This is a genomic window from Haemophilus influenzae (assembly GCF_001457655.1).
Classification (GTDB): Bacteria; Pseudomonadota; Gammaproteobacteria; order Enterobacterales; family Pasteurellaceae; genus Haemophilus; species Haemophilus influenzae.
This window is the reverse complement of sequence record NZ_LN831035.1, coordinates 542,381-559,485: the sequence shown is the minus strand read 5'-3', so window position 1 is coordinate 559,485 and position 17,105 is coordinate 542,381. Positions and strand designations below refer to the sequence as shown.

General features: G+C 38.9%; 15 protein-coding genes and 1 other annotated feature. Of the genes, 13 read left to right on the top strand and 2 right to left on the bottom strand.

The window, feature by feature from the left end; genetic code table 11:
• The first annotated feature begins 47 nt into the window (after window positions 1–47).
• From lon to serA, 4 genes are all read left to right on the top strand, one after another.
• Window positions 48–2,459 carry an endopeptidase La gene (gene lon, locus AT683_RS02745; protein ID WP_042593312.1) on the top strand — a complete coding sequence of 804 codons (2,412 nt, stop codon included), beginning with the start codon at window positions 48–50 and terminating at the stop codon, window positions 2,457–2,459.
• A gap of 116 nt (window positions 2,460–2,575) precedes the next feature.
• Window positions 2,576–3,727 carry a radical SAM family heme chaperone HemW gene (hemW, locus tag AT683_RS02740; protein ID WP_011272071.1) on the top strand — a complete coding sequence of 384 codons (1,152 nt, stop codon included), beginning with the start codon at window positions 2,576–2,578 and terminating at the stop codon, window positions 3,725–3,727.
• Between the two features lie 133 nt (window positions 3,728–3,860).
• On the top strand, window positions 3,861–4,520 hold the full coding sequence (gene rpiA / locus AT683_RS02735) for a ribose-5-phosphate isomerase RpiA (RefSeq protein WP_038440569.1): 660 nt from the start codon (window positions 3,861–3,863) through the stop codon (window positions 4,518–4,520).
• Between the two features lie 29 nt (window positions 4,521–4,549).
• Window positions 4,550–5,782, top strand: coding sequence for a phosphoglycerate dehydrogenase (gene serA, locus AT683_RS02730; RefSeq protein WP_011272073.1), 1,233 nt, complete (start codon window positions 4,550–4,552; stop codon window positions 5,780–5,782).
• Between the two features lie 42 nt (window positions 5,783–5,824).
• Here serA and ygfZ read toward each other — a convergent pair whose 3' ends face one another.
• Entirely contained in the window at window positions 5,825–6,667 is an 843-nt protein-coding gene (gene ygfZ / locus AT683_RS02725) for a CAF17-like 4Fe-4S cluster assembly/insertion protein YgfZ (protein ID WP_011272074.1), read from the bottom strand.
• A gap of 9 nt (window positions 6,668–6,676) precedes the next feature.
• Entirely contained in the window at window positions 6,677–7,540 is an 864-nt protein-coding gene (locus AT683_RS02720; RefSeq protein WP_011272075.1) for a YicC/YloC family endoribonuclease, read from the bottom strand.
• A 281-nt stretch (window positions 7,541–7,821) separates the two neighbouring features.
• Window positions 7,822–7,959: a sequence feature (His leader region), on the top strand.
• A gap of 29 nt (window positions 7,960–7,988) precedes the next feature.
• Between AT683_RS02720 and hisG the strand changes: the two genes are divergently transcribed.
• The 9 genes from hisG to AT683_RS02670 all read left to right on the top strand — a co-directional run bounded on the left by hisG (window position 7,989) and on the right by AT683_RS02670 (window position 16,987).
• Window positions 7,989–8,900 carry an ATP phosphoribosyltransferase gene (hisG, locus tag AT683_RS02710; protein ID WP_005656529.1) on the top strand — a complete coding sequence of 304 codons (912 nt, stop codon included), beginning with the start codon at window positions 7,989–7,991 and terminating at the stop codon, window positions 8,898–8,900.
• A 92-nt stretch (window positions 8,901–8,992) separates the two neighbouring features.
• A complete protein-coding gene (gene hisD, locus AT683_RS02705; protein ID WP_011272076.1) occupies window positions 8,993–10,276 on the top strand; it encodes a histidinol dehydrogenase in 1,284 nt (427 codons plus the stop codon).
• A gap of 113 nt (window positions 10,277–10,389) precedes the next feature.
• On the top strand, window positions 10,390–11,448 hold the full coding sequence (gene hisC / locus AT683_RS02700; RefSeq protein WP_005686956.1) for a histidinol-phosphate transaminase: 1,059 nt from the start codon (window positions 10,390–10,392) through the stop codon (window positions 11,446–11,448).
• Window positions 11,449–11,559: 111 nt separating this feature from the next.
• Window positions 11,560–12,648, top strand: a complete 1,089-nt coding sequence (gene hisB / locus AT683_RS02695; protein WP_011272078.1) for a bifunctional histidinol-phosphatase/imidazoleglycerol-phosphate dehydratase HisB — start codon at window positions 11,560–11,562, stop codon at window positions 12,646–12,648.
• 65 nt (window positions 12,649–12,713) lie between these two features.
• Window positions 12,714–13,313 (top strand): imidazole glycerol phosphate synthase subunit HisH, encoded by a 600-nt coding sequence (hisH, locus tag AT683_RS02690; protein ID WP_005649382.1) that lies wholly within the window; start codon window positions 12,714–12,716, stop codon window positions 13,311–13,313.
• A 35-nt stretch (window positions 13,314–13,348) separates the two neighbouring features.
• A complete protein-coding gene (gene hisA / locus AT683_RS02685) occupies window positions 13,349–14,098 on the top strand; it encodes a 1-(5-phosphoribosyl)-5-[(5-phosphoribosylamino)methylideneamino]imidazole-4-carboxamide isomerase (RefSeq protein ID WP_005649383.1) in 750 nt (249 codons plus the stop codon).
• Entirely contained in the window at window positions 14,080–14,856 is a 777-nt protein-coding gene (gene hisF, locus AT683_RS02680) for an imidazole glycerol phosphate synthase subunit HisF (protein WP_005693688.1), read from the top strand. Before hisA ends, hisF begins: the two co-directional genes overlap by 19 nt.
• A complete protein-coding gene (hisIE, locus tag AT683_RS02675; protein WP_005649391.1) occupies window positions 14,856–15,521 on the top strand; it encodes a bifunctional phosphoribosyl-AMP cyclohydrolase/phosphoribosyl-ATP diphosphatase HisIE in 666 nt (221 codons plus the stop codon). The genes hisF and hisIE overlap by 1 nt, the downstream gene beginning before the upstream one ends.
• A gap of 263 nt (window positions 15,522–15,784) precedes the next feature.
• A complete protein-coding gene (locus tag AT683_RS02670; RefSeq protein ID WP_011272079.1) occupies window positions 15,785–16,987 on the top strand; it encodes an aromatic amino acid transporter in 1,203 nt (400 codons plus the stop codon).
• The last annotated feature ends 118 nt before the right edge of the window (window positions 16,988–17,105 follow it).

Here is a 17,105-nt window from a genome sequence, read left to right as displayed (position 1 = left end):
CAATATTTACCCAAATTATCGGAACGAAATTATAAGAGAGACCAATTATGGCGAAGAATACCCAACGTACAATGCCCGTATTGCCATTACGCGATGTTGTCGTTTTTCCTTATATGGTGATGCCACTTTTTGTAGGGCGCGTAAAATCAATTAATGCCCTTGAAGAAGCGATGAACGATGACAAACAGATTCTTTTGGTATCCCAAAGAGAAGCTGATTTGGAAGAACCTACCCCTGAAGATTTATTTGATGTGGGTACCATTGCTAACATTATTCAGTTATTAAAATTACCTGATGGCACAGTAAAAGTGCTAGTTGAAGGTCAAAATCGCGCGAAAATTAACAGTCTTGAAGACGGCGAAAAGTGCTTTTCCGCCCAAATTACCCCTATCGAAACCACTTATGGCGATGAACAAGAGTTAGTGGTGGCAAAAAGTGCGGTACTTTCTGAGTTTGAAAATTATCTTACCCTCAACAAAAAAGTGCCTACAGATATTCTCAATGCCCTTCAACGTATTGATGATGTTGATCGCTTAGCTGACACAATGGCTGCCCATCTCCCTGTAAGCATTCGCCATAAACAAAATGCGTTAGAACTCGCTAATGTGCAAGAACGTTTAGAATATTTGCTTGGTATGATGGAATCAGAGGCTGATATTCTCCAAGTGGAAAAACGGATTCGCGGTCGTGTAAAAAAACAAATGGAGAAAAGCCAGCGTAACTATTATTTGAACGAGCAAATTAAAGCCATTCGTAAAGAAATGGATGGTGGCGAAAATGAAGATACCATTGATGAAGTTGAACAACTGCATCAAAAGGTGGAAGCGGCAGGCATGCCAGCTGATGTGCGTGACAAAGTAGAAAATGAATTACAAAAACTTAAAATGATGTCTGCCATGTCTTCTGAAGCAACGGTAATACGCAGTTATATTGAATGGATGATCCAAGTGCCTTGGCATCAACGTTCTAAAGTGAAAAAAGACATTGTTAAAGCACAGCAAGTTTTAGATACCGATCACTATGGTTTAGATCGCGTAAAAGAACGCATTCTTGAATATTTAGCAGTACAAGCGCGTTTAAACAAAGTGAAAGGCCCGATTCTTTGTTTAGTTGGCCCTCCAGGTGTAGGTAAAACTTCTCTTGGTCAGTCTATTGCCAATGCTACTGGTCGTAAATATGTACGTATGGCATTAGGCGGCGTGCGTGATGAAGCAGAAATCCGTGGTCACCGTAAAACCTATATTGGTGCATTGCCAGGTAAATTAATTCAAAAGATGGCAAAAGTGGGCGTAAAAAATCCATTATTCTTGCTTGATGAAATCGACAAAATGGCATCCGATATGCGAGGTGATCCTGCATCAGCGTTGCTTGAAGTATTAGATCCCGAGCAAAACACCACGTTTAACGATCACTATTTAGAAGTGGATTATGATCTTTCTGATGTGATGTTTGTGGCAACATCAAACTCTATGAATATTCCAGGCCCATTATTGGATCGTATGGAAGTTATTCGTCTTTCTGGTTATACAGAAGATGAAAAACTTAATATCGCAATGCGCCATTTATTAGCAAAACAAATTGAACGTAATGGTTTGAAGAAAGGCGAACTTACCGTAGAAGAAAGTGCAATTTTAGATATTATCCGCTATTACACACGTGAAGCGGGCGTACGTGGATTAGAACGTGAAATTTCAAAAATCTGCCGTAAAGCCGTGAAAAATTTATTAGTAAATCCAAAACTTAAATCTATCACGGTAAATTCAGATAATCTGCACGATTATCTTGGCGTAAAACGTTTTGAATTTGGTAAAGCTGACACGCAAAACCGTATTGGCGAAGTAACTGGTTTAGCTTGGACAGAAGTGGGCGGCGATTTACTCACTATTGAAACTGCCTCTGTTGTGGGCAAAGGAAAACTTTCTTTCACTGGTTCATTAGGCGATGTGATGAAAGAATCCATTCAAGCGGCAATGACCGTTGTGCGTGCTCGTGCGGATAAACTGGGTATCAATGCTGAATTCCACGAAAAACGTGACATTCACATTCACGTGCCAGATGGTGCAACACCAAAAGATGGCCCAAGTGCAGGTATTGCAATGTGTACTGCATTAATTTCTTGTTTAACAGGTAATCCTGTGCGTGCTGATGTGGCAATGACAGGAGAAATCAGTTTACGTGGTAAAGTATTACCAATCGGTGGATTAAAAGAAAAACTTCTTGCGGCACATCGTGGCGGAATTAAAACCGTATTAATTCCAAAAGAGAACGTTAAAGATCTTGAAGAAATTCCAGAAAACGTAAAACAAAATCTTGCAATTCATGCGGTAGAAACCATTGATGAAGTGCTTGGTTTTGCATTGGAAAATCCACCAGAGGGCATTGAGTTTGTTAAAGTGAAGGCTAAACCTAAAGCACCACGCCGTAAAGTGACGAGTAAATCAGAAAGAGCGGTCAATTAATTGAATGTTTTAGGGCTTGTGAAAACAAGCCCTTTTATTGATTTTAGAGATGATAATTTCATCTTTACACAAGGTTAATTTATACTTTTCCAAATTGAAAACTTGTTAATAACACAATGCTAAAACTTCCCCCACTTTCCCTTTATATACACATTCCTTGGTGCGTTCAAAAATGCCCTTATTGTGATTTTAATTCGCACGCACAAAAAGGCGATATACCAGAACAAGACTATATTTATCATCTTCTGCAAGATTTGCAGGCTGATTTGCAACGCTTTAAAGATTCTATTCAACAACGAAAACTCCATTCAATTTTTATTGGTGGCGGTACACCAAGTTTGTTCTCGGCAGAAAGCATTGCGTATCTCTTAAAAGAAATAAAAAAACAGATTGATTTTGAAGATAATATTGAAATCACATTAGAAGCTAATCCTGGCACGGTAGAAGCTGAACGTTTTAAAGGTTATGTATCCGCAGGCATTATGCGAATTTCTATGGGAATTCAAAGTTTCAATGATGATAAATTACAACGTCTTGGGCGGATTCATAATGCAGCAGAGGCAAAAAGTGCGGTCAATTTAGCGAAAGTTTCTGGGCTAAAAAGTTTCAATTTAGATTTAATGCACGGTTTGCCTAACCAAACGTTGGAAGAAGCCTTAGATGATCTTCGTCAAGCAATTGAGCTATCTCCTCCCCATATTTCTTGGTATCAGCTGACTATTGAACCAAATACGATGTTTGCTTATCGCCCACCTAAATTACCAGATGATGACGCACTTTGGGACATTTTTGAGCAAGGTCACCAACTTTTAACGATGGCAGGCTACCAGCAATATGAAACGTCTGCTTACGCAAAAGCGGGTTTTCAATGTAAACATAATTTGAATTATTGGCGATTTGGGGATTATTTAGCCATTGGCTGTGGCGCACACGGGAAATTGACGTTTCCGACTGGCGAGATTACTCGCTTTTCTAAAACCAAGCACCCGAAAGGTTATTTGCGTGGCGAATATCTTTACGAAGAAAAAAACGTGCCAGAAATTGACCGCCCTTTTGAGTTTTTTATGAATCGCTTTCGTTTGTTAGAAGCGGTTCCCAAACAAGAATTTGAAGATTACACAGGCTTGTCGCAAAGTGCGGTGAAAAATCAAATTGATTTTGCCATTCAACAAAACTATATTGTGGAAAACGCTGATTCTTGGCAAATCACTGAGCACGGCAAGTTATTTCTCAATGAACTATTGGAATTATTTTTAACTGAAGAATAGCCTAATCGTGAAATAGTCTAGTCGTGAAAGAACATTGCTTGAGAAAAACGCCCGCTAAAAAATTATACTTGTTTATTAGATAGGCTCGTAATAAAGTAACGCAATCGTTTACTTATTGAAATAAGGAAAAGAAATGAATCAATTAGAAATGAAAAAACTCGCCGCACAAGCTGCATTAGAATATGTAACAGCTGACACAATTGTTGGCGTGGGCAGTGGCTCCACAGTGAACTGCTTTATTGAAGCTTTGGGTACAATCAAAAATAAAATTCAAGGCGCAGTTGCGGCTTCAAAAGCATCAGAAGAATTATTACGTAAACAAGGGATCGAAGTATTTAATGCAAATGATGTCTCTAGCTTAGATATTTATGTGGATGGTGCAGATGAAATCAATCCACAAAAAATGATGATTAAAGGCGGCGGTGCGGCACTTACTCGTGAAAAAATCGTTGCGGCATTAGCGAAAAAATTTATTTGTATTGTAGATTCTAGTAAACAAGTAGATGTGTTAGGTTCGACTTTCCCATTGCCAGTTGAAGTTATTCCAATGGCTCGTTCACAAGTGGGCAGAAAATTAGTCGCACTTGGTGGCGCACCTGAGTATCGTGAAGGCGTGGTTACAGATAATGGCAATGTGATTTTAGATGTACACAACTTCAGTATTTTAAATCCAGTTGAAATGGAAAAAGAATTAAACAATGTTGCAGGTGTCGTCACTAATGGGATATTCGCATTGCGTGGCGCAGATGTTGTAATCGTCGGCACGCCTGAAGGTGCCAAAATTATTGACTAATTCATAATAAAAATCATAAGGAAGCAAATATGACAAACAAAGTTTCACTCGACAAATCAAAAATTAAATTTGTATTGTTTGAAGGTGTGCATCAAAGCGCACTTGATACGCTCCACGCGGCAGGCTATAGCAATATTGATTACTATAAAAAAGCACTGGATGGTGATGAATTAAAAGAAGCCATTAAAGATGCACATTTTATCGGATTACGTTCTCGCACCCATTTAACCGCAGAAATGATTGAAGCCGCACCCAAATTAATCGCAGTAGGCTGTTTCTGTATTGGCACCAACCAAGTGGATTTAAATGCAGCAAAAGCACGTGGTATTCCTGTATTTAATGCGCCATTCTCAAACACTCGTTCCGTCGCAGAACTTGTATTAGGCGAGATTTTATTACTTATGCGTAATGTGCCACAGGCTAATGCCGAAGTACATCGTGGTGTTTGGAATAAATCCGCGACTGGCTCTTATGAAGTGCGGGGTAAAAAATTAGGCATTATTGGTTACGGCCACATTGGTTCACAATTAAGTATTATTGCCGAATCATTAGGCATGGATGTGTATTTCTATGATATTGAAAATAAACTTCCGCTCGGTAATGCAAAACAGGTTCGTAGCCTTGAAGAATTACTCAGTTCTTGCGATGTGGTTTCATTACATGTGCCAGAACTGCCCTCCACCAAAAACTTAATGAACGCAACGCGTATCGCACAATTAAAACAAGGGGCAATTTTGATCAATGCTGCGCGTGGCACTGTGGTAGATATTGATGCTCTCGCTCAAGCCTTAAAAGACGGGAAACTTCAGGGTGCCGCAATTGATGTATTCCCCGTTGAACCTGCTTCAATTAATGAAGAATTTGTCTCGCCATTACGCGAATTTGATAATGTGATTTTAACGCCACATATTGGCGGCTCAACAGCGGAAGCACAAGAAAATATCGGTTTTGAAGTGGCAGGCAAATTTGTTAAATATTCAGATAATGGCTCAACCCTTTCTTCGGTAAACTTCCCAGAAGTCTCTTTACCAGAGCACGAGGGAACAAAACGCTTATTGCATATTCATGAAAATCGCCCTGGTATATTGAACAAACTGAACCAAATTTTCGTCGAAGCCAACCTCAATATTGCCGCACAATATTTACAAACTGACCCGAAAATTGGTTACGTTGTCGTTGATGTAGAAACGAATGATGCATCACCATTACTGACAAAATTGAAGGAAATTGATGGCACAATTCGTGCTAGAGTACTTTACTAAATAGAAAAAAGATCAGGGTAATGCCTGATCTTTTTTGCTTTCTTATTCAGTAATCGAATAAGGTAACTGCACTCGCTCTAACAGTATTTCATTACTCGGCAATCTAAATTGTTGCTCTGAATCCATGTCATTATTCATCACAACTTGCAACCATAAAATACCGTCTAAATTGACCGCACTTGTAATCGTGCCAGTCTTACGCCAATTGGCTTCAAGCTGCATTTCGATTTCACTGCCAATTTCCACTTCCTGCTGAGTTTGCGCTTTAAAAATAAACATTGCACGTTTGTTTGCCCCACGATATTTCGCACGTGCCACGGTTTCTTGCCCAATATAACAGCCTTTGGTAAAAGAAATTGCTTGCTCAACGGCCTGTAAATTTAGTGCTTGTGGGATAAATTCATTTTGTGTTTGCGGACTTAAATTTGGCAATCCTGCTTGAATATCGGCTACTTCCCAAATTTTTTCATCGCCATTAAAATTCACGGGTAATTCAGTTTCATTTAATAAAATTGAACGCTGTCCATCAATTTCCAATGAAAAGTGCGGTGTAATTTTTCCACATTTTTCACCTATTACGCCGATGATTTGCCAATCACGTAAATCAAAACTAACTTTGGAAAATACCGCATATTTTTTCAAAGCATCCAGAGCGCTTGGCAAAATATCTTTCTTAACGAGCAAAAAGACTTGTTCACTACTTACTTTAAACAAACGGTAAATTGCATTCATTTTACCTTTTGGGTCGCAGTGAGCTGTAAGCGTCGTTGCGCCACTCGCTAATCGCACAACATCAGAAGTTAATTGCCCTTGCAAATATTTTTCTACATCCGCACCCTGTACTTCAATCAGTTGATATTGAGTAAGAGAAATAAATTGAGACATTCTGCTTTCCTATTCTAAATTCTGAATTTGCTCACGCATTTGTTCGATAAGCACTTTTAATTCCACCGCAGAAGCCGTGATATCCGCATTAATGGATTTAGACGCAAGGGTATTGGATTCACGATTCAATTCTTGCATCATAAAATCTAATTTACGACCAACTGCACCGCCTTTTTTCAAAATATTCGTGGTTTCTTTCACGTGCATTTGTAAACGATCGAGTTCTTCCGCCACATCAACACGTTGAGCGAGTAAAATCATTTCTTGTTCCACACGCTGTGGATCAAGATTAAGTTGAGCATCTTCAAAACGTTGCAATAACCGTTCACGCTGCCATTGTAAAACTGCTGGCATTTGTGATCGCACTTTATCCGCTTCTACTGCAATGGCATCTAAGCGTTGTTGAATAATATCGTTCAGTTTTTCCCCTTCACGACCACGCATTGCAATAAAATCGGTCAGTAAATCATCAAAGGCTGTCAATAAATCTTGACTAATCGCATCTAAATCTTGCTCTTGCGCTTCCACCACCCCCGGATAACGCAACACGTCTGTCAAATTAATTTCACCTTCTCCAGCTTGAGTTTTAATCCATTGCAAAGATTGAATGACTTGATTCGCAAGTTCTTTATTTAAATTCAATTCAGCATTTGTTTGTTTTTTTGTTTCAATACGCAAAGAACATTCAATTTTCCCGCGAGTAAGACTTTGACGAAGTTTCTCACGCAACGTGTTTTCTAATCCGCGAAATTGCTCGGGTAAACGGAAAAAGTTTTCTAAATAACGTTGATTGACGGAACGAATTTCCCATACCGCATCGCCCCAATCTTTTTTCACTTCAAGGCGTGCAAAAGCGGTCATACTGTAAATCATAAGCTCTCCTATTTTGTCTTAGCTTTGTCTTAGTTGATTCGCTAAGTATTGTAACGAGATGAACACAGAAAGGGAAAAGAAAATTAACACAATAAAAATCTAGAAAATTATACCTCTTAAGTAAACATTTTTGATAAATTTTAACGATAGTAAAAATGTACTAAAAACACAATTTTTTTCAAAAAAATTGCTTTTTTTAATTTTAAAGTGTATTTTTAAGGCAATATAAAATCTAATAACATTTGAGCGAGCATATACAATATGAATTTTATCTGCACTTACCATCATCACCACACCTGATTATCTTTCAGGCGTGATTGTATGTTTGGAAGATAATAAAATATCTTCCGAGTGTAATAAAAATCAGTGTAAAAGCAATAAATACCCCCTCGGAAGGCAATTTTCGAGGGGTTTTCTTTTATCTCAACTTTAAAATAGGAAAAACATTATGACAAACACAACAATGCAACCAAACCGCCTTCGTATTGCTTTGCAAAAAAAAGGGCGTTTAAGCCAGGATTGTGCCATATTACTTAAACAATGTGGCGTGAAAATTAATTGGAATGAACAACGTTTAATCGCTTATGCGGAAAATTTGCCGATTGAAATTCTTCGCGTACGTGATGATGATATTCCTGGATTGATTTTTGATGGCGTAGTGGATCTTGGGATTATTGGCGAAAATGTGTTAGAAGAGGAAGAGCTTGGTCGCCGTGCAGCAAATGAAACAGTTACATACAAAAAACTTCGCCAACTTGATTTTGGTGATTGTCGTCTATCACTTGCGGTTGATCGCGATTGTCATTATGAGAATGTGAAAGATCTTGCTAATAGGCGTATTGCAACTTCTTACCCGCATTTGCTCAAACGTTATATGAATGAGAATGGGGTGTCGTTTAAAAGTTGTTTATTAAATGGTTCAGTAGAAGTCGCACCTAGTGCGGGTATTGCTTATGCGATTTGCGATTTAGTATCATCAGGGGCAACGCTTGAAGCAAATGGCTTAAAAGAAGTGGACGTGATTTATCGTTCTAAAGCTTGTTTAATTCAGCGTGCTGAACCGCTTGAATCAACTAAACAAGCTCTTGTGGATAAACTACTCACTCGTATTCAAGGTGTACAGCAGGCAGCAGAAAGTAAATATATTATGCTCCACGCTCCGAAAGAAAAACTTGAAAAAATCACTGCGCTTTTACCTGGCGTTGAAAATCCGACCATTTTACCATTAGCCAGTGATACAACTCGGGTAGCAATGCACGTAGTGAGCCAAGAAAATTTATTTTGGGAAACAATGGAACAGTTAAAAGAGGCAGGAGCTAGTTCAATTTTAGTGTTACCAATTGAGAAGATGATGGAGTAAATGTAGTGCGAGCTTTGACTCGCCATTTAAATAATCAATATCTCAAAATGGTGGGTTATCATCCATTTTACGGATACAAAGGAAAATAAACAATGCAAACAATTATTTGGAATCATTTATCAGAAACTGAAAAACGCAAAGTCATTATGCGTCCAGTCCAACAAAATGGGGAAAACATTCAGCAGGCAGTTAATGCCATTCGTGAAAATGTGGCATACAATGGCGATCGGGCGTTATTTGAACTCTGTGAAAAATTTGATGGCGTGAAGTTAGATAAACTCATTGTTTCGGCAGATGAAATTCAAGCGGCAAGCAGTCGGATTTCTGTAAAACTTCGCAATGCGATTGAGCAAGCCAAAACGAACATTGAAGCCTTTCACAAAGCACAGCAAAATCAGGAAATTGACCTAGAGATCCAAGAAGGCGTGCGTTGCCAAGTTGTGACTCGTCCAATTTCTTGTGTAGGGCTTTATATTCCGGGTGGTTCAGCACCGCTGTTTTCCACCGTATTGATGTTAGCTATTCCTGCTAAAATTGCAGGTTGTAAAAAAATCGTGCTTTGTTCACCGCCACCGATCTCAGATGAAATTCTCTACACTGCTCATCTTTGCGGTGTGGAAACTATCTACGCTATAGGTGGTGCTCAAGCAGTTTTTGCGATGGCTCAAGGCACGGAAAGTGTGGCGAAAGTAGATAAAATTTTCGGACCTGGAAACGCATTTGTGACAGAAGCAAAACGTCAGGTAGCACAAAATAGTACGGCGATTGATATGCCAGCGGGACCTTCAGAAGTGTTAGTAATTGCAGATGAATCGGCAGATCCTGAATTTGTGGCAAGCGATTTACTCTCTCAAGCGGAACATGGGGCAGATAGCCAAGTGATTTTGGTGGCGACCTGTGAAACTCTGGCAAAAGAGACCGCACTTGCGATTGAACGCCAACTTGCTCTATTACCTCGTGCTGAAACCGCTCGAAAAGCGTTAAACCACAGCCGTATTTTTATAGCAGAAAGCCTTGAACAAGCGGTAGAAATTAGCAATGAATATGCCCCTGAACATTTAATTGTGCAAACAAAAAACGCCCGTAAATTATTACCATATTTAGATAACGCAGGCTCAATTTTCTTAGGTGCATATTCGCCTGAAAGTATGGGCGATTATGCCAGTGGCACAAACCACGTTTTGCCTACTTATGGTTACACCAAAACTTATTCTAGTCTAGGATTAGCTGATTTTAGTAAGCGAATGACAGTACAAGAACTCACACCAAAAGGTTTTAAAAACCTTGCTGAAACGGTGGAAGTGATGGCAGAAGCTGAGCAATTGGCAGCACATAAAATGGCAGTAAGTGTAAGATTGGCGAAACTCAATATCTAAGATATTAATTGTAGATCTAAGCACGACACGTAAGCAGTCAAATTTTCATACAACAATACGAAATATGTATGAATGATTACAATTCGCACATTTTACAATGGAAGAAAACAATAATGACAATCACAACTTTATCCCGACAAAATATACAAGCCTTAACGCCATATCAATCCGCTCGAAAACTCGGCGGCAATGGTACGATTTGGCTGAATGCAAATGAATATCCAACCTCGCCTGAATTTCAGCTTTCGGGTAAGGATTTAAACCGCTACCCCGAACCTCAGCCTCAAAGAGTGGTACAGGCTTATGCGAATTATGCGGGCGTTTCAACTGAAAATGTACTCGTTACTCGTGGCGGTGATGAAGGCATTGAATTGATAATCCACACTTTTTGCGAACCCAAACAAGATGCCATTTTATTCTGTCCTCCGACTTACGGAATGTATGCAGTGAGTGCTGAAACGGCAGGTGTGCTAAGTAAGACCGTGCCTTTAACTGACGATTTTCAGCTTAATTTGCCAGAAATCAAAAATCATCTTAATGATGTAAAAGTAGTCTTTGTATGCAGCCCAAATAATCCGACAGGTAATTTGCTCAAGCAATCAGATATACTCGATCTTTTGCAAATCACGGCAGGCAAAGCGATTGTGGTGGTGGACGAAGCCTATATTGAGTTCTGTCCTGAAGCAAGCGTTATTAATTTGCTTAAAAATTACCCGCACTTAGCAATTATCCGCACGCTCTCTAAAGCCTTTGCTTTAGCTGGATTGCGTTGTGGTTTTGTGTTAGCAAACCCTGAGCTAATTGACATCTTAAGTAAGGTAATCGCTCCATATCCTATCCCTGTGCCGAGTGCTGATCTTGCGGAACAAGCGTTAAGACCTGCGAACATCGCCACTGTTCAAGCTCTCACACAAGAACTTCTTTCCAATCGTCAATGGCTTGCTAAAGCTCTTTTAGTTTTACATCAAGTGGAAAAAGTGTATGAAAGTGAAGCTAATTATCTGTTGATCAAATGTCAAAACGGGCAAGCTGTGTTTAAGGCATTGTGGGAACAAGGAATTATTTTAAGAGACCAGAATAAGACATTGCATTTACAAAATTGTATTCGCATTACTGTGGGAACAAGGAATGAGTGTGAGAAAGTTGTTGAAGCAATTAAGGAGGTAAAATGAACCACCTCCTATTTAAGTCACAGAGCGATTCGAGATTATTTAGTTTTATACTGTTTGTATAAAGCAAATGATAAACCTCATACCATTCATATAACATACACGGAGAAAAATATGCAACCTACTCTTTTTATCGACCGAGACGGCACATTAATTGATGAACCAAAAACTGATTTCCAAATTGACAGTTTAGAGAAACTAAAATTAGAACCGAAAGTGATTCCCGCACTCCTCAGACTGAAAGCGAAATACCGTTTTGTGATAGTTTCTAATCAAGATGGGCTTGGTACGGATGCTTTTCCGCAAACAAATTTTGATAAGCCCCACAATGTAATGATGGCATTATTTGAATCTCAGGGCATTACCTTTGATGAAGTACTCATTTGCCCGCATAAGCCCGAAGAAAATTGTCTATGTCGCAAACCAAAAATTAAGTTGCTTGATCACTATATTCGTAAAAATTTATTCGATATTGACCGCTCTTTTGTCATTGGTGACCGAGAGACCGATGTGCAATTAGCAGAAAATCTAGGTATTCGAGCTATTCAATACGATCCACAGAAAATGAATTGGGATCTGATTGCAGAAAAATTGTTGGGGGAAACGGTCACAAACTGTGGCAAACGTCCGCCACGTTTTGCAGAAGTAATTCGTCAAACTAAAGAGACCGATATTAAAGTGCAGATTTGGCTAGATGAAGCTGGTGTAAATGAAATCAAAACTGGCGTTGGTTTTTTTGACCATATGCTCGATCAAATCGCCACACACGGTGGGTTTAGAATGAACGTGCAGTGTAAAGGCGATTTATGGATTGACGAACATCACACGGTGGAGGACACCGCTCTCGCCCTTGGACAAGCACTGAAACAAGCCATTGGTGACAAACGTGGTATTGCCCGTTTCGGCTTTGTGCTTCCAATGGACGAATGTAAAGCAGAATGTGCTTTAGATTTATCGGGCAGACCTTGGATCAAATTCAATGCCTGCTTTAAACGCGATAAAGTGGGCGATTTTAGTACGGAACTCACTGAACATTTCTTTCAATCTTTGGCATTTTCAATGCTTGCCACGATTCATTTAAATGTCACGGGTAATAACGATCATCATAAAATAGAGAGCTTATTTAAAGCCTTTGGGAGAACATTAAGACAGGCGATTCGGATTGAAGGAAATGAAATGCCAAGTTCAAAAGGAGTTTTATAGTTGAAAGAGCGGTTAATTTTTGTCGTATTTTTGCAAAATTCGACCGATTGTAAAAGGATAAAAAAATGACAAACATCACGATTATAGACACAGGTTGTGCCAACCTTTCTTCTGTAAAATTCGCCTTTGACCGATTAGGTTACAATACCGAGATCACTTTTGATCTCAATAAAATCAAATCTGCCGATAAGCTGATTTTACCTGGCGTAGGCACTGCAAATGCAGCAATGTATAATTTACAAGAACGTCAATTGATCGAAACCATTCAAAATCTAACTCAACCAGTGCTAGGAATTTGTTTGGGTATGCAGTTAATGACCGAATTTTCCGAAGAGGGTAATGTGCCGACCTTAAACCTAATAAGCGGAAAAACTAATCGAATTCCCGATACGGGTTTACCGTTACCTCAAATGGGATGGAATCGCGTGCAATTTGTAAAAAACTGTCCGTTATTTGATGGTATTGTGCAAAATAGTCACTTCTATTTTGTGCATAGTTATGCAGTTAGCCCGAATGAACATTCGGTGGCAATAAGCAATTATGGTGTGAATTTTTCTGCTGCGATAGCGAAAGAGAATTTTTACGGTGTACAATTTCATCCCGAACGTTCGGGTAAAAATGGTGCGTTGTTGCTAAAAAATTTTGTGGAAAAAGTACCGTTTTAATCACTAGATCATATAGTCATACAGGATCAAACACAATGAAACAATCTATTATTATCCCTGCTCTTGATCTTATCAATGGTCAAGTTGTGCGGTTACACCAAGGCGATTATGCCAAGCAAACTACCTATTCTGACAATCCAATTAAGCAATTTGATAATTATGTACGTCAAGGAGCAAAACAACTACATCTAGTCGATTTAACGGGAGCGAAAAATCCCCAGTCAAGACAAACCGCACTTATTGGAAAAATCGTTGAAGCAACACAATGTAAAGTACAAGTGGGAGGAGGCATTCGTACAGAGCAAGATGTGGCAGATTTATTGGCTGTGGGTGCGAATCGCGTGGTGATTGGTTCAACCGCCGTAACTCATCGTTCAATGGTGAAAAACTGGTTCATCAAATATGGTGCGGAAAAATTTGTTCTAGCATTAGACGTGAATATTAATGCAAGCGGTCAGAAAATCGTTGCGATTAGCGGTTGGCAGGAAGAAAGTGGTGTACTATTAGAAACGTTGATCGAAGATTTCCAAACCGTTGGCTTACAACAAGTTTTATGTACCGATATTTCACGCGATGGCACCTTGACAGGTTCAAATATTGGACTTTATCAAGAAATTTGTGAGAAATATCCACCTATTCAGTTTCAATCTTCTGGAGGGATTGGTTCACTGGCTGATATTGAGGCTCTAAAAGGCACAGGTGTGTCAGGTGTAATTGTAGGTCGCGCTTTATTAGAAGGAAAATTTACGCTTTCGGAGGCAATCAAATGTTGGCAAAACGGATAATTCCTTGTTTGGATGTACGTGATGGACAGGTGGTAAAAGGGGTACAATTCCGTAACCACGAAATTATTGGCGATATTGTGCCACTTGCTCAACGCTATGCGCAAGAAGGAGCTGATGAATTGGTATTTTATGATATTACGGCTTCATCAGACGGTCGTACCGTGGATAAAAGTTGGGTAGAACGAATCGCTCAGGTAATTGATATTCCGTTTTGCGTAGCAGGTGGGATTAAAACCATTGAAGATGCGGAAAAATTGTTTGCATTTGGGGCGGATAAAATTTCGATTAATTCCCCTGCTCTCGCTGATCCAACGCTCATTTCTCGCTTAGCAGATCGTTTTGGCGTACAAGCGATTGTAGTAGGTATTGATAGTTGGTTTGAACAGGAAACAGGTAAGTATTGGGTAAACCAATATACAGGCGATGAAACACGTACCCGACAAACTCATTGGCAGTTGTTAGATTGGGTAAAAGAAGTACAACAATGCGGTGCAGGAGAAATCGTGCTAAATATGATGAATCAAGATGGTTTACGAAACGGGTACGATTTAGCCCAGCTCAAGCTGGTGCGAGGAGTATGTAGAGTACCTCTAATTGCATCTGGCGGTGCGGGTAAAATGGTACATTTTCGTGATGCTTTTATTGAAGCAAAAGTAGATGGGGCATTAGCTGCCAGCGTATTCCATAAACAGATTATTGAAATTGGCGAGTTAAAATCCTACCTTGTGCAATCAGCCATCGAGATTCGGAGTGAATAATGAATATTACTAAAATAGACTGGCAAAAAGTTAATGGTCTTCTTCCTGTTATTATTCAAAATATAAGTACTCGTGAGGTACTAATGCTTGGCTATATGAATGAAGAAGCCCTTACAAAAACCATCAAAGAACGTAAAGTAACTTTCTTCTCTCGTACCAAACAACGATTATGGACAAAAGGAGAAATCTCGGGCAATTTTTTAAATGTGGAAGAAATGAGCTTAGATTGCGATAACGACACTTTGCTCATTTTAGTTGATCCCATTGGGGCAACTTGCCACACAGGTGAATACAGCTGCTTCCATCAATTTACCTCTCCACAATCAGAGAACAAGAAGCAACAATTTGCAAATTGGGCGTGGTTTATAAAATTAGAACAACATTTAAAAGAAAAGAAAAATGCAGATCCTTCTAATTCTTATACTGCAACATTACACGCAAAAGGTACCAAAAAAATCGCCCAAAAAGTGGGGGAAGAAGGTGTGGAAACTGCCTTGGCTGCGGTCGCACAAGATAAAGCGGAAGTCATTTCTGAAGCTACAGATTTGGTCTATCACTTAACCGTATTATTACACAATCAAGATCTTCAGTGGTACGAAATTATCGCAAAACTACAAGAACGCCATCAAGGGATTGGATTACATCCAGAAGGAGGAAATAAATAAGAAAATTGTCAGGCAATATTAAGTGAGCAATTAGAAGATTTGTTTGGGCAATTCAATATCATCGTAAAATACAGTGAAACTATGGTAATTAAATGTATTGATAAACAACAAAATTTAGGAAATATCATTTTATTCCTTCTTCTTAAGCAACAATATAGCAAGGAAGATAGTAAAAAATTCACAATTTATAAATTTTATTTACAGACTGTAAATTATACAATACAATTATCGTAAATTTTTTATTACATCATAAGGAAACAAAAATGAACAAAACTGTAGGCAGCACACTTCTTGTTGCTGGTACGATGATTGGCGCGGGAATGTTGGCTATGCCACTCACTTCCGCTGGCATTGGCTTCGGCTTTACTTTAGTCTTGTTATTGGGGCTTTGGGCATTATTAACTTTTAGCGCACTTTTATTCGTTGAACTCTATCAAACTGCGGAAAGTGATGCAGGTATCGGCACACTTGCAGAACAATATTTTGGTAAAACAGGACGCATTATTGCCACAGCCGTGCTAATTATTTTCTTATACGCATTAATTGCCGCTTATATCAGCGGTGGCGGTTCACTACTAAAAGATTTATTACCAGAAAGTTTTGGCGATAAAGTTAGCGTCTTATTATTTACCGTGATTTTCGGTTCATTTATTGTCATCGGCACACATAGCGTAGATAAAATTAATCGCGTGTTATTTTTCGTTATGCTTGCTGCCTTTGCCGTGGTGTTAAGCTTAATGTTGCCAGAAATCAAATTTGATAACTTAATGGCGACGCCAATTGATAAGGCTTTAATTATCTCTGCAAGCCCTGTATTTTTCACGGCGTTTGGTTTCCACGGTTCCATTCCAAGTTTAAATAAATACTTAGATGGCAATGTAAAAGCATTGCGCTTCTCTATTTTGGTCGGCTCTGCCATAACACTTTGTGCTTATATTCTATGGCAACTATCCACGCACGGCTTGCTTACACAAAATGAATTTTTACAAATCTTAAAAGAAGATGCGACTTTAAATGGCTTAGTAAAAGCAACCTTCGCCATCACTGGAAGCAATGTGATCGCAAGTGCGGTAAAATTATTTTCTACATTAGCACTTATCACTTCTTTCTTAGGTGTGGGATTAGGATTGTTAGAATGTATTGAAGATTTACTAAAACGTTCATTTAACGTTACAGCAGGCAGAATTTCACTTGGTTTACTGACTTTTATTCCACCACTTGTTTTTGCATTATTTTACCCAGAAGGTTTTATTTTAGCACTAGGCTACGCAGGTCAAATGTTTGCATTCTACGCCGTAGTATTGCCAGTTAGCCTTGTTTGGAAAGCTCGTCGTGCCCACGCTAATTTGCCATACAAAGTGTGGGGAGGAAATCTGACTTTAATTATCGTATTGGTATTAGGCGTGATCATTACATCCATTCCATTTGCGATTCGTGCGGGTTATTTACCCTTTGTTGTAGGTTAAAAACAAACTAAAAATTTACCGCACTTTTTATCTAAAAAAGAGTAAATATTATCCTAATTAATTTAGATAAAAATTTCAGACAAAACTTATCATTAATCTCATACAACAAAAAGGCTAA